The following is a 13,447-nucleotide window of genomic DNA, read 5'->3' as shown; positions in this document are numbered from 1 at the left end:
GGGCATCTACGATATCAATTATTCAAAAACAATTTTTCTTGTAACGGAATTTCTTCGACATGCTTGAGTTCAAGTTGTTCAATTCTTTTTCCCATTCGCTCAATCAAACCAACTACTAAAGCATTCCCCATACAGAAATAACGCATGCGATCACTCATCGTGTTCGTCCAATTATCAGGAAAACCGTTTAGACGCTCACACTCAAGAGGCGTCAAGAAGCGTCTTCTACCATTTACTTCAACGACATGAGAACTTCGATTCGTCGTCCCCTCGCTCGTCAACATCGTCCGTCCGGGTTTGTCCAAGTCATCGATTTCTGACATGCCACCCTCAGAATAGATGTACTTATGTCCGTCGACTGAGGTTCTTTCGATTTTTTTTGCACCACGCAAGAAATTGAATTTTTCAATTGCACTTTCACTGAGATAAAACTTATCCGGCACAGTTTCTTCTGGTTGTAGGATATCTCTCAGTAAAATCGGCTTCTCGAAAACGGGCTCAGTATGAATCGAATAGAAGTTTCCGTCATGCATGTAACCCGAGTTATGAAAAGAAGCAGAAAAACTATCTGATATTTCTACAAGGTCTTCAGGTAACTTTCCGATTAGTTTTCTGTTTTTAATTACTTCGTGTTTTACCGGGAAGGCAGGACTGAAGAATCCTTTTTCAAACAAGATGTCCTCTGATTCATATGAGTCAAGTTCTTTAGAAAATCCAGTATCATTTCTAGTCGCGAAGATGAATACACGTCTTCTACGTTGTGCTTGTCCATATTCAGCCGCATTGATGACACGCCATTCTACTTTATATCCCAAGTCACGGAATGTCGCTAACATGACCGCAAAATCACGACCTCTTTGGCTTGCAGGTGATTTTAAAAGTCGGTCTACATTTTCCAATAGGACATATCGTGGAGCAGTTGCTTCAATGACACGTCGGATTTCCCAAAATAGTACGCCTTTTTTACCTTGAATTCCTTTTTCACCCGAAAGACTTCTGGCCACAGAATAATCTTGGCAAGGGAATCCTCCGACGATTAATTTAGCGTCTAGATTTTTAAAGGATTCGTCACTGACTTTAGTGATGTCTTCATTAGAATGGATTCCCTCATCGAAATTTGATGCGTAACAATCAAACGCATCCTGTGCTTTTTTTGATGGCTCCCATTGATTCCCCCATACGACATTGAAAAAATCAGGGTTAGCTTTTTCTAGACCAACCCGAAATCCACCGACACCGGCAAACAATTCAATCGTGTTCATTTTTCTATTTATATCCATAAATACGAACGTCCTTTCGCAATACTAATTTAATTCATTATAGCAAATAATAAATGGGTTGCCTAGATCGAAAACATGAAGTAACGAGTAATTACTTGTATATTTTCGAAGGGCTTATCAACAGAATCATCATGTATCTAGAGAGCGAATTTTAATTATCCACATGTGGATAACTCACCCTATGGTATAATAACTGAACTTATCCACAATCAGAAATGAGGAACTCGTGTGCCACGTGAAATCTATCCGGTTGTCGTCAAAACGACAGCCATCGAACAAATCAAAGACGGACAACCCTTTTTGTACAAAGAATTGTTTCAAAAAACCAGTCATCTTAAAGAAGCCGGTGCCTTACTCCGGCTGATGACAGAAGATAAAGAATACCTTGCAACCGGTTATTTTGGCAAGCAGGAAAAAGGGATCGGTTGGTTACTGTCGACTGATGAACTGCAGGACATTGATGAAACTTTCTTCAAAGAAAAAATCGAGGCTGCCCTCGATCGTCGAAATGATTTTTTTGAGAATGATTTAATTGATACGTTCCGTGTGTTCAACGGTTCAGGAGACGGAATCGGCGGTCTGACGATCGATTGTTTTGATCACCATTATCTGATTACGTTTGAAAACGAAGGTATCTACTCGTTTAAAGCCGATATCGTATCGGCGCTCGAATCACTTATCCATTTTAAGAGCATTTATGAAAAACGGGCTTTCCAGATCGATGGACAACCGGTCAAAGGTGACGATTTCTTAGCCGGTGAACGCGGTGATTTCCCGGAAGTCTTGCAGGAAAACGGAATCCCTCTGCTGTATCATCTCGATGCCGGCATGCGCACCGGTCTTGATATTCAGCAGCGTGAACTCCGTTCCGTCGTCAAAGAACATGCTGCAGACCGGCGTGTCCTGAATCTGTTTTCTGACACCGGTACGTTAACAGCGGCTGCCCTGCTCGGTGGTGCAACCGAGACGACAAGCGTCGATTTCTCGACACGAAGCCGCAACAAAACGATCGAACAACTTGAATTGCATCAGCTGGATGCAACGACACAGACGATTCTTGTACAGGACGCGTTTGACTATATCGATCAAGCCGATAAGAAAACACGCTTTGATTTCGTCATCGTGCATCCGCCGACATTCGTCAAAACACAAGCCCGTCATTTCCGGGCGGAAGTCGATTTACCTGCTTTGATTCAACAAACGATCCACATGACACATCGCGGCGGTTTATTGCTGATTACGACAGACTGTCCCTCATTCGCCCAAGCCCGCTTTATGAAGATGGTCGATCAAGCATTTAAAAAGCTACGTCAAACGTATGAAATCGTTTGGGAAAGTACTCCTTTAGAAGACTTCCCGGAACATACTTCTTTAAAAGAAACAGCTTCAAAATCCGTCTTAGTCCGTCGTAAATAAGCATATGATTCATGATTCTGCTGATGAAAAAACCATCAGCAGAATTTTTTTTGGATTAAAAGGAAAAGTAAAATGAATATCGAATCATTATTCTTAGGAAAAATCAGTTACGATGCTGATTTTTCCAAAATGTGACCGCTGATCAAAGGTTTGATAGGCCGCATTCAATGCATCAAGCTGACGCGGCACCTGCTCTTCGATGACAAGATCGATGACTCCATCCGCGACGAGTTGTGCGACTTCCGCCAGATGCTGCTGTTGACGTACCATTTCTTCCTTTTTCCCTTTCAGTAATGGAAGAGCAACAAAGACGGCTTCGAGCGTCAGTGCTTTACTGTGCATCGGTGTCAAATCCTGTGTCGTCCGGGTGGCGATTGAAATAATTTTCCCGCGTTCCTTCGCAAGGATGAACGACTCCTGCAAATGATCTCCGCCGACGGTATCAACGATGACATCGAATCCATCATGACCGAGACGCGCTAATAATTGTTCGGCTGATTCATCCCGGTACCGGTGCGGACGAATACCGTGTTGTTCTAACCACGTTGCTTTCTCATCATTTGAAGCACTCGCTGTCACGTCACATCCATAATGTTTAGCCAGTTGTCCGACAAGGTGTCCGACTCCACCCGTTCCACCTGCTACATATAATCGCATACCGGATTGAACAGCTGCCCGTTCCTTCAACACTTCCATCGCTGTCAGACTGATGACCGGCAGACAACCTGCTGCAGCAATATCTAGATTCTCCGGTCTGAGTACAGCCATCTGTTCAGGAACCAGCATTTCCTCCGCTAGTGCGCCGGACCGGTTGCCGAGTCCACCGCCAAATGCGATGACGTGATCGCCGACGGAAAAAGACGTCACACTCTCTCCGATTTCAATGATTTTCCCCGTAACATCGCCCTGGAGAATTCCAGTTGACGGAGCTGCTGCCACATGACCAAAAAACATTTTTGTGTCCAGTGGATTTAGGCTCGTACCCTCCACTTTAATCTTTAAATCGTAGTTCCCCGTTTGATTAAGTGTGACGTCTCTTTCTGTTAGTGCAGCGTCTTTTCCGTACTGTTCGACGACATAAGCTTTCATAAAAAATCCCCCTTTTTTCAAATCAGTTTATCCTGTTTCAGAATACTCTAACATTCGTACTTCATGCTATGATGAAGCTACCTTAACTCAGAAAGGACGTTTTTTCTTTGAAACATGATTTGATTCGTCGTTTGACTACATATGCGAAAATCGATACACAGTCTGACTACGCAAGTACGACCGTTCCGACAACAGACGGACAATGGACGCTCGCTCGTCTGCTTGTTGACGAACTGAAGGAAATTGGCATGAGTGATGTGACCGTTGATGCAAACGGATATGTCATGGCGACTCTTCCTGCCAATACCGATGCGGATATTCCGACAATCGGATTTTTAGCCCACTTGGATACGGCAACTGATTTCACGGGAACAAACGTCATTCCGCAAATCGTCGAAGCTTATGATGGAGAAGACTTGGTCCTCAATGCGACACTTCCTGTCATCCTGTCACCAAAGGATTTCCCAGCACTTAAAAACTACGTCGGACATACGTTGATGACAACAGATGGTACGACATTACTCGGTGCAGATAATAAGGCCGGCATCGCTGAAATCATGACAGCGATGCATCACCTTATCACCCATCCGGAAATCAAACACGGCCGGATTCGTGTCGCCTTCACACCGGATGAAGAAATCGGGCGCGGCCCGCATCATTTTGACGTCGCTGCTTTTGATGCAAAATTCGCCTATACGGTCGATGGAGGTCCGCTCGGTGAACTCGAGTATGAGAGTTTTAATGCCGCTGCTGCCGAAATCATTTTCCATGGCACGAACGTCCACCCGGGTACGGCAAAAGATAAGATGGTCAATTCGCAAAAACACGCGATGGCTTTCCAGAACCGGTTGCCGGGCGACGGAGCCCCTGAATTCACGGATGGATTCGAAGGATTCTACCACTTGATTTCGTTTGAAGGTTCGGTCGAAAAAACGACGGTCCAGTACATCATCCGTGATTTTGACCGTTCTAAATTCGAAGCCCGGAAACACTTCCTGACAGCTTTGGTCGAAGAATGGAACAAGAAATACGGGGCAGGCAGTGTCGAAATCAAACTAAATGATCAATACTACAACATGCGTGAAAAAATCGAACCACACATGGAAATCGTTGATATCGCCCATGCGGCGATGGAATCACGTGGTGTCACACCAATCATCAAACCAATTCGTGGCGGGACGGACGGTTCGCAACTGTCGTACATGGGACTCCCGACACCGAATATCTTCACCGGTGGCGAAAATTACCACGGAAAGTTTGAGTTCATCTCTGTTGATAATATGGTGAAGGCAACGGAAGTCGTTGTGGCAATTGCTGAACGATTCGCTCAGTCAGCTAAATAAGACGGTATAACGAAAGCAGATTCTCGACATGAGAATCTGCTTTTTTTTCATGGTCTATATGGTTTCTCTAGACGATAGATACGCGTTCTGAAACCAAATGGATTTACTTTTCTTCTGTTGTTGTTTGCTGATCCGGAATCGGTAGTTGAACCATGCTGCCGGATCCGCTGACGAGTGGTGATTTTCCATCCCACTTCTTGACGGCTTCGTACTGAATCATCTCTTCCGTCAACGTTTTTTGTAGTTCTTTTTGCGCTTTCGCGAGACCCTGCGCTTCAATGAGTCGGGCATCCGCTGCTCCCTTTGCTTCTACGCGCAATCGTTCTGCTTCTGCTTTCGCAATCGCAAGATCTGTCTTCTTTTTATCCAGCTCTTGTGACGCTTTGACACGCGCATCAATCGCTTCCTGGGTTTTCGCATCCGGTTTCGGTGCTCCAAGTGCCACGTCTTCGATGATGAAACCAATCTTTTTCACATCTTCGGCAAACTGTGTCTGAATACTCGTCGAGACATTTCCAGACTGTTCCCCGAATAACTCAAGGACGGTGACTTTCGAAATCTGTTCACGGGACGCATCATAAAGGCGTTGTTTTAAGTAACCGGCTGCAATCTCATCAATTTCAATCGGACCAAACTTATTAAAGACTTCTGTCACCTGATCCGGTGAAACCGAAAAACTGTACGTAAAGTCGACGACGATGTTTTTCCCGTCCTTTGTTGCGAGTGTCATGTTGTCGAGCGATTTCGTCTGTGTCCGGATCGGATATTCAGTGACACGTGTGATCGGCGAAACGATATGCCAGCCTTGCGACAGGGTCTCGTCCTGGACACCGCTTGACGGTTTATAGACGACCCCGACCTGTCCGGGTTCAATTTGTTCGACGATGAATGGTGTCATCGCAAGCAGGGCGACGACGATCACACCTGCGATGATCATCGACGGCCTGATACGTTTTTTCGGTTTGATTTCTCTCATTTTGAGTCTCCTTTATCAATTTTATCTTGGATATACTTATACAGTTCAATGGCCAGCAAGACGATCAGTGAAAAAAATAACAACGTAAAAAGTGTTGCCACGCCGTCCTCCTCCTTCATGAATGTTGTACCTACTCTTACGCTTCAGATTGGAAAATGTTTCATTTTGTTTAAAACCACGGTTGCTAAATTGTGCAATCCGGTCTAAGATGTAAAGAACTTTGTCCTTGAAACGAAGCGTATCATTTTGTGGTACACTCGTAACAGCACATCACACACTAGAAACGAGGGTTCATCTCTATATGATTACAGTACAAAACGTCGGTCTCCGCTTTGCGGACCGTAAATTATTCGAAGACGTCAACATCAAGTTCACACCGGGCAACTGCTACGGTCTCATCGGTGCAAACGGTGCCGGTAAATCAACATTCCTTAAAATTCTTGCCGGTGATATCGAAGCCCAACAAGGAGACGTCATCATCACGCCGGGCGAACGCCTTGGTGTCCTTCGCCAAAACCACTATGAATATGAAGAGTTCCAAGTCATCGAAACTGTCATGATGGGTCATAAGCGCCTTTATGAAGTCATGAAAGAAAAAGATGCTATCTATATGAAAGAAAACTTCTCGGACGAAGACGGCATGCGTGCTGCCGAGCTCGAAGGTGAGTTCGCAGAAATGAACGGATGGGAAGCAGAGTCGGAAGCGGCAATGCTTTTACAAGGTCTTGGTATTAAAGAAAACCTGCATACGAAAACAATGGCTGAATTGACAGGCGGAGAGAAAGTTAAAGTATTGCTTGCCCAAGCCTTGTTCGGTAAACCAGACATTCTGTTGCTCGATGAGCCTACCAATGGTCTTGATCTGAAAGCCGTTAAATGGCTTGAAGAGTTCTTGATCGGGTTTGAAAATACGGTCATCGTCATTTCCCACGACCGTCACTTCCTCAACAACGTGTGTACGCATATGGCCGATCTCGATTACGGGAAAATCCAACTGTATATCGGAAACTATGATTTCTGGTATGAGTCAAGTCAGCTCGCTTCACGTATGGCAGGCGATCAAAACAAGAAAAAAGAAGAAAAAATCAAAGAACTTCAAGCCTTCATCGCCCGTTTCAGCTCGAACGCTTCCAAAGCGAAACAGGCGACATCACGGAAAAAGTTGCTTGATAAAATTACACTCGACGACATCCGTCCGTCGTCACGCCGTTATCCGTTCGTCGGCTTCACACCGGAACGTGAAATCGGAAACGATCTGTTGATCGTCGACGGCATTTCGAAAACAATCGATGGTGTCAAAGTCCTTGATAATGTCCGTTTCTCGTTAAACAAAACGGATAAAGCCGTCTTTATCAGCCAAAATGACATCGCGATCACGACACTCTTCAAAATTCTGATGGGTGAGATGGAAGCGGACAGCGGAACATTCAAATGGGGCGTCACGACGTCACAATCTTATCTGCCAAAAGATAACTCCGCTTTCTTCGAAGGTTCGGACAAAACGATTCTCGATTGGTTGCGCCAGTATTCGCCGGCTGACGAGAGCGATACGTTCCTCCGTGGTTTCCTCGGCCGGATGCTCTTCTCCGGTGAAGAAGTCATGAAAAAAGCGTCTGTCTTATCCGGGGGAGAAAAAGTCCGTTGCATGTTATCAAAAGCGATGCTCAGCGGCTCAAACGTTCTTGTCCTCGACGATCCGACGAACCACTTGGATCTCGAATCGATCACGGCACTCAACGATGGTTTGATCGCTTACAAAGGCGCGATGCTCTTCAGTTCGCATGACCATCAGTTCGTTGAAACGATTGCAAACCGGATCATCGAATTGACACCAAACGGTATCGTCGATAAAGAAACGACATACGATGAATACCTCAACAACGAGTCTGTTCAACAACAATTGTCTACGTTGTACGCAACAAACTAATGCAGTCTACAAGAGACCTGTCCTAACGGATTGGGTCTCTTTTTTGTACACTGAAGGTATGAATTGGAACAGAGGAGGAAATCATGTGCGTCACCGTGCCTGCGCAGCTTTGATTAAGAACAATCAGATTTTGATGGTCCGTCTTGAGACAAACGATCGAAGTTTCTGGACATTACCCGGAGGGGGGGCTCGAGGAAAATGAAACCTTCGAACAAGCGGTCATTCGGGAGGTGCAAGAGGAAGTGAATCTCGCCATCCGCATCATCAAACCTCTTTACTCAGAAACTCACGCAAACGGACAAGAGATCTGCTTTTTAGTCAGACAGATTGATTCACGCGAACCGATTTTAGGATATGATCCAGAACGTTTAGAGGGAAATCAAGTTCTGACCGGAGTGAGATGGACGCCACTTTCGGAGATGACCGCCGATCGACAAGTCGCAAAAATTTTAACGGCTTCGGGATATGACATACTCTTTTTGTAAAACCAAACGAAAGGCATCTGCTCCAGTCGAGTAGATGCCATTATTGATCATGTACGCAGTTGACTTGCCTCTTCTTCCACACGTCGGAGTAATTCTTGCACGATTTTTTCCGTTTCCCGTTCGCCTCCGAGTGACAGCAGGCTTCGTCCGACGAAATTCGCCCCTTCGTTTTTCCCCGTATAAATCAGCTGACAACTTTTTTCGTCGAGCCGCTTCAACGTAAAGGTCATCTCGAGTTTAAAGATTTTGGCAAGCGTAAAACCAATCGTATTTTGTTTGAAATCCGGTTGATTTGTATACGCAAGATCCGTCACGATATATGTCTCGAGGCGATTCCCTTGCATATACGTTTGCCGGTATGTCGAACCGACGACACCCGGTTTCCGTTCGATCACCTCGTGCTGGACGACACCTGGAATCAGGCGTTGTAACCGATCGTGATCAAAGATATGCCAGGCTTCCTCGATTGGAACATCCAGTCGCTTTTCTTCATGCCACGTTACCATCCGAACACCTCCCTTTACTGAAAAATACCCTGATGCGTGCAGTTCTAACTTCAGACTGCACACATGCAGGGTATTTGGCCTATTTTAATCGGTCCGTGATGATTATTTTACGGTCTGACGTTCGAGGGCCGCACCAAGGAACTTCGCCAGTTCGAGCATTCCGAACTTACCGGCGGCCGCTTCCGCATCCGAGTTGTAGTTCGTATTCGTGTTGACGTCATACGTATAAATCGTTCCATCCGCATCCTTGATGAACTCGATGCCGGCGACGGCAATCTGATTCGCTTGCAGGAATGCTTCGTACTTTTGAATGATTGGATCATCAAATCCGTCAACGACTTTAAATTTCATCGGTGTTTGCGGTGCTTCTTCCCCGACCGGGCAGAATAAGTCATCGATCACACACGCATCCGCCGGGCACAGTTCAAAGCCTTCTGATGTATCAACTTGGACAGCGTAAACGAATTTTCCACCGACGAATTCACAGCGTGTGATGTATGGCTCCGGTGCCTGGATATATTCTTGAATCAGCGTGATTCCGTCGACCGGTTCGTCAAACGTCGGACCGTCAAGATACGTCTCGAGTGCTTCAATCGAGTGGAACAACTGGACGCCGAGCCCTTTTCCGGCACGGTTGTGTTTTGTGATGAACGAAGATACGCCGATATTTTTCGCCGCTTCAACAATCTGATCACGTCCGACGGCAGCCGTCGTTTTCGGAACCCGGATACCGGCTTTTCGAAGAGCCGTATACTGATTGATTTTACTGACTTCCAGTCGCAACGCACGTGTTCCGTTGAAGACCGTCCGGTCGTGTTCCTCGAGCCACGCGAGCACCCCTTCCGTCAGTTCCGGCGCATAGCGGTGCCCGCGCGTATGCGAAGACGCACTCATCCGGCTGTAGAAGACGCCTTCTGGCGGGATTTCATCAAGCGGTACCTGTCCTTCATCGAGATGCCACTGTTCATACGGCAACTCCAGTTCCTCGAGTCGTTTAATTAAATGGTCCGTCCATTCCTGGTTTTCGTGTAAGATATGAATTTTTGTCATTTGGTTTGACCTACCTTTCGTTTTTCTTCGACAAGCGGCATGACGTCGCGCGCGAAGCGTTCCATTTCTTCCAGTTGCGGTGAGAATTGAAGGAGCAACAGAGTAACGCCGACGTCTTCAAAGGCAAGAATCCGTTCGGCAATCTGTTCCGGTGTCCCAATTAAATCAGGACGAAGTCCGCGGTTTGAGACCGAATAGTCATTCCGCTTTACCTGTTGTTCGAGTTGTGATTTGCTGACGAAATCGTCGTATCCGGCGTACCCGGCACCATCTTCCTTGACGTCCGTAATCCGTTGCCACTCTTGCACCGCCTCTTCTTCCGTATCGCGGCAGATGATATAAGCAGCCAGTCCAAAACTTTCAAGCGGCGGTTGCCCTGTCGCTTGTCGGCGCGCCTTCATATCCTCAATCTTAACGGACACTTCTTCCACTGTTCCGCCGTGCATGACATAAGCGTCACAATGATTGACGATGGTTTGTTTGCCGGCTTCACTTTCTCCACCTGCATACAATTTGATACCCGGGCGTTGCACCGGTTTTGGATGCAGTTGTGTCTTCTCAAGCGTATAGTAGTTGCCGTCAAAGCTGTACGGGGAAGCATCTGCCCATAACCCTTTCATGATCGTGACAAACTCTTCCGTTCGGGCGTAACGTTCGTCGTGAGCCGTGAAGATCCCGTTGTACTGCCGGGCTTCTTCTTCCCACCAGGCCGAGACGACGTTTAACGTAAAGCGTCCGTTGCTGAGCTGATCGATGTTTGCTGCCATCTTCGCGGTCGTCGCCGGATTATGGAACCCCGGACGGACCGCTGTCATGATTTCCAGTCGTTCCGTCGTCGCGGCAATCGCCGCTGCCGTCGTCCAGGCTTCAAGACTCGGTGCTTCGAGCCCTTTGATGTCATTTAAGTTCAATTCGGCAATCAAGGTCGTTGAAAACCCGATTCGTTCAGCCGTTTGTGCGACCTGTTTGGCATAGTCGAACGTCGCCGGCATCTGTTCGTCCTCGACATTCCGTAACCATCCGCCAAAAATCGGTAACCAAAATCCATACTCCATCCGTTATGTCCCCCTTATAAAAAAAGTCGCTCTTCTCGAAAATCGAAAAGAGCGACGGATTAATCATGTCTGCTCTTATCTTCAAAGGAAAAATTCCTTTTAGGAAGTAGCACCTTCCGCTGCACGCGGGGTTGCTGAAGTGTCTTCGGGCCATTCCCTCGACTTCTCTTGATAAGAATTATTGGAATTATCGTACACTTTTTAGCAGAGTAAAGCAACCATTAAACCTTGTTTTCCAATCGGAATTAAAAAAGGACGAGAGCATGGCTCCCATCCTCTTCTCACATTAATATGGTGCTACAAACGTTGATTGTTCACCAGGTGCTTCTTCTCCGCGGATCCGGTCGTAGAATTTCGCAAGCGTGACGCTGAAATAAGGTCCGACCCATAAGAAGGCGATTCCGATTGTAATTAAACCAAGCAGGAACCAGCCGATGAATGAAAGAACAAGCATGAAGGCTTCCATCTTATGTCCATCCATCATTTGACGTGACCGGGTGATTGCTTCCAATACACCAATCGAAGGTTCATCCCGCAAAATGTAGTAAGTCAACATATACGAAAATGATTTGATAATGGCCGGTACAACCAATAACAATGCCCATAGGAACAAGAATATAAATTGGACGATTGAAAGCAGGACGACTTTTATGAAATATTTATAGGGCTCAAATAAATCACTGATTTTTGTTTGTTCTCCCCGTGCGATAGAAAGTGAGAACCAGACCCATCCTGCACTAAGTGGGATTAATAAGACCGTTGCAATCAATCCGAGGAAGTCAATCGTTTGGAAAGGTTCGTCATAATCAGACGACAGCAGTTCCGGAATGACTTGCAGAATTGCGAATAATAAAAACATCAAGACCGTAAAGCCCCAACGACCGCTTAATGCTTCCTTTGCTGATTTTTTTAATTGTGATGACATAAATAAGATCCTCCTCAAAATAAGTTCTATCTCTATTTACGGCTAATTAGGAGAGGAGTTTCATCTTTTTTCAGGATTTTCCTGTTTTCAACTGATTTAAGCGGGCTTTTTCAAGTTGGCGCTAGCATGCCGTATACAAAGAACGCCGCCCATCCAGTCGTTCCATCGCAAACGGGATGTCATGTTTTTTCGCCTGGGCGATGACGTGTGCAGAAGCCGCATGGGATACCCGGATTGTCACGACGACGATCGCATCGGTCTCTTTGGCAAGACTGGCGATTTTCTTCGCAGATTGAGCGTCACCCGACAGATGAATCAGTTCGATTCCAGTTTTTTCGAAAAACGTCCGGTAGACCGGAGCTTGCTTTTCATTTCCGACAATGACGAGCCGCATGCCTTCGAACGATGCAAAATCGAGCGGTTCCTTATCAACGAAGTCGATCGGTTGTCCCGGTACCGACGTAGTTACAAGCGGTGTCAACGATTCGGATTTCTTTTCACGAATCCGGCGTATTTTCCGTTCCTGTTTGATTTTTGCCTTGCGTTTCATTTGTTTCAGATAGCGTTCCGGCCTTTTCTTGACGGTTGCCCCTTCAGTCGTTTGAACTGCCGACGTCACCGGTTTTGACGCATCGTTTGAAACATCCAACAGCTGTACCGCCGGCTCTTCGTATTGAAACGGATATTTCCAGGCAATCGTCAGTGTTTCCGGATGCCCTTTCCACATGACGAGATCAACGAGCTGGCCTTCTTTCAAATGGAAAAAGCGCATATCGTCAACCGGTGTTGCATAGTAAAAGGGTTTCCCTGTCTCATCCGTTAACGGACCCTCGATTGTCGATTCGATGATGCCATGGTTCTTGACGATACATTTTTCAAAAACGATTCGTTCCGCCAAAGGCTTCATCCGGTCAGTCGCAACAACAGCCAGTACTTCGAGTGTCGTCCGGCGGGTATCCTGATGCATGATTTGAACACGGATTTCCATTCCATGTTCAAGGTTCCATTGCCGGATTTCACTTTCAGAAATATGGCTGTTCGTCCATTCCCGTACGGAACCACCCTTCAGCTCACGGACAAACGTATACGCGTAACGCGGTTTGAGGACAGAGCTGATCTGTACCGGAGGAACAATCGGTTGGTCGACGGTCACGTCTTCGTCCGGTTCGCTCCGGACGATATCGGGCTTTACAGCCGGCGTATAATAACGCGATAGTTGAACCCATTCGTCAATTCCCCGAATTTCTTCGAGCAGTAAATCCCATTCCTCCACCGTTTCGACAATATTCATTTTACCGGCAATCAATGTTTTCGCCTGCTCTACGATTTGTTGCATCATCTTCGACAACCCCTTTGCTTTTTTTCCAATATAGCAAGGGGCTGTCGGTTAGGTTG

At 46.4% G+C, this 13,447-nt stretch carries 12 protein-coding genes and 1 riboswitch; of the genes, 4 read left to right on the top strand and 8 right to left on the bottom strand.

The window, feature by feature from the left end:
• Positions 1-14: 14 nt before the first annotated feature.
• A complete protein-coding gene (gene dcm / locus ABIC15_RS10890) occupies positions 15-1,280 on the bottom strand; it encodes a DNA (cytosine-5-)-methyltransferase (protein WP_354020691.1) in 1,266 nt (421 codons plus the stop codon).
• Positions 1,281-1,508: 228 nt separating this feature from the next.
• Here dcm and ABIC15_RS10885 point away from each other — a divergent pair, with 228 nt between their 5' ends.
• Positions 1,509-2,696: a class I SAM-dependent rRNA methyltransferase gene (locus tag ABIC15_RS10885; protein WP_354020690.1), complete on the top strand. Its 1,188-nt coding sequence runs from the start codon at positions 1,509-1,511 to the stop codon at positions 2,694-2,696.
• Positions 2,697-2,789: 93 nt separating this feature from the next.
• Here the strand turns inward: ABIC15_RS10885 and ABIC15_RS10880 are convergent, their stop codons facing one another.
• Positions 2,790-3,785 carry a zinc-binding dehydrogenase gene (locus ABIC15_RS10880; protein WP_012371817.1) on the bottom strand — a complete coding sequence of 332 codons (996 nt, stop codon included), beginning with the start codon at positions 3,783-3,785 and terminating at the stop codon, positions 2,790-2,792.
• Positions 3,786-3,892: 107 nt separating this feature from the next.
• Here ABIC15_RS10880 and pepT point away from each other — a divergent pair, with 107 nt between their 5' ends.
• Positions 3,893-5,128, top strand: a complete 1,236-nt coding sequence (pepT, locus tag ABIC15_RS10875) for a peptidase T (protein WP_354020689.1) — start codon at positions 3,893-3,895, stop codon at positions 5,126-5,128.
• Positions 5,129-5,231: 103 nt separating this feature from the next.
• On the opposite strand, the gene ABIC15_RS10870 is transcribed toward pepT, so the two are convergent.
• Entirely contained in the window at positions 5,232-6,104 is an 873-nt protein-coding gene (locus ABIC15_RS10870; RefSeq protein ID WP_012371819.1) for a prohibitin family protein, read from the bottom strand.
• 301 nt (positions 6,105-6,405) lie between these two features.
• Here ABIC15_RS10870 and ABIC15_RS10865 point away from each other — a divergent pair, with 301 nt between their 5' ends.
• Both ABIC15_RS10865 and ABIC15_RS10860 read left to right on the top strand, forming a co-directional pair.
• On the top strand, positions 6,406-8,031 hold the full coding sequence (locus ABIC15_RS10865; protein ID WP_012371821.1) for an ABC-F family ATP-binding cassette domain-containing protein: 1,626 nt from the start codon (positions 6,406-6,408) through the stop codon (positions 8,029-8,031).
• A gap of 143 nt (positions 8,032-8,174) precedes the next feature.
• Positions 8,175-8,516, top strand: coding sequence for an NUDIX hydrolase (locus ABIC15_RS10860; RefSeq protein WP_354020688.1), 342 nt, complete (start codon positions 8,175-8,177; stop codon positions 8,514-8,516).
• Between the two features lie 47 nt (positions 8,517-8,563).
• On the opposite strand, the gene ABIC15_RS10855 is transcribed toward ABIC15_RS10860, so the two are convergent.
• From ABIC15_RS10855 to ABIC15_RS10835, 5 genes are all read right to left on the bottom strand, one after another.
• On the bottom strand, positions 8,564-9,022 hold the full coding sequence (locus tag ABIC15_RS10855) for an SRPBCC family protein (RefSeq protein WP_354020687.1): 459 nt from the start codon (positions 9,020-9,022) through the stop codon (positions 8,564-8,566).
• A 102-nt stretch (positions 9,023-9,124) separates the two neighbouring features.
• Positions 9,125-10,072 carry an ATP-grasp domain-containing protein gene (locus tag ABIC15_RS10850; RefSeq protein ID WP_214850072.1) on the bottom strand — a complete coding sequence of 316 codons (948 nt, stop codon included), beginning with the start codon at positions 10,070-10,072 and terminating at the stop codon, positions 9,125-9,127.
• The gene (locus tag ABIC15_RS10845) at positions 10,069-11,127 is read right to left on the bottom strand and encodes an LLM class flavin-dependent oxidoreductase (RefSeq protein ID WP_012371825.1); all 1,059 of its coding nucleotides are present in this window, start codon (positions 11,125-11,127) and stop codon (positions 10,069-10,071) included. The genes ABIC15_RS10850 and ABIC15_RS10845 overlap by 4 nt, the downstream gene beginning before the upstream one ends.
• 72 nt (positions 11,128-11,199) lie before the next feature.
• A riboswitch (SAM riboswitch) is annotated at positions 11,200-11,305 on the bottom strand.
• 108 nt (positions 11,306-11,413) lie between these two features.
• Positions 11,414-12,052 carry a DUF975 family protein gene (locus tag ABIC15_RS10840; protein WP_012371826.1) on the bottom strand — a complete coding sequence of 213 codons (639 nt, stop codon included), beginning with the start codon at positions 12,050-12,052 and terminating at the stop codon, positions 11,414-11,416.
• 121 nt (positions 12,053-12,173) lie between these two features.
• Positions 12,174-13,391 (bottom strand): DUF2325 domain-containing protein, encoded by a 1,218-nt coding sequence (locus ABIC15_RS10835; protein ID WP_354020686.1) that lies wholly within the window; start codon positions 13,389-13,391, stop codon positions 12,174-12,176.
• Positions 13,392-13,447 lie beyond the last annotated feature (56 nt).

The organism is Exiguobacterium sp. PvP048, assembly GCF_040549175.1.
GTDB classification, from domain to species: Bacteria; Bacillota; Bacilli; order Exiguobacteriales; family Exiguobacteriaceae; genus Exiguobacterium_A; species Exiguobacterium_A artemiae.
The sequence above is the reverse complement of the archived record's forward strand: the minus strand, read 5'-3'. Positions and strand labels throughout refer to the sequence as shown.

Excerpts from the sequence above, each read along its gene's own strand:
- dcm (WP_354020691.1), bottom strand. The coding sequence starts at position 1,280 with ATGGATATAAATAGAAAAATGAACACGATTGAATTGTTTGCCGGTGTC.
- ABIC15_RS10880 (WP_012371817.1), bottom strand. The coding sequence starts at position 3,785 with ATGAAAGCTTATGTCGTCGAACAGTACGGAAAAGACGCTGCACTAACA.
- ABIC15_RS10870 (WP_012371819.1), bottom strand. The coding sequence starts at position 6,104 with ATGAGAGAAATCAAACCGAAAAAACGTATCAGGCCGTCGATGATCATC.
- ABIC15_RS10865 (WP_012371821.1), top strand. The coding sequence starts at position 6,406 with ATGATTACAGTACAAAACGTCGGTCTCCGCTTTGCGGACCGTAAATTA.
- ABIC15_RS10855 (WP_354020687.1), bottom strand. The coding sequence starts at position 9,022 with ATGGTAACGTGGCATGAAGAAAAGCGACTGGATGTTCCAATCGAGGAA.
- ABIC15_RS10850 (WP_214850072.1), bottom strand. The coding sequence starts at position 10,072 with ATGACAAAAATTCATATCTTACACGAAAACCAGGAATGGACGGACCAT.
- ABIC15_RS10845 (WP_012371825.1), bottom strand. The coding sequence starts at position 11,127 with ATGGAGTATGGATTTTGGTTACCGATTTTTGGCGGATGGTTACGGAAT.
- ABIC15_RS10840 (WP_012371826.1), bottom strand. The coding sequence starts at position 12,052 with ATGTCATCACAATTAAAAAAATCAGCAAAGGAAGCATTAAGCGGTCGT.
- ABIC15_RS10835 (WP_354020686.1), bottom strand. The coding sequence starts at position 13,391 with ATGATGCAACAAATCGTAGAGCAGGCGAAAACATTGATTGCCGGTAAA.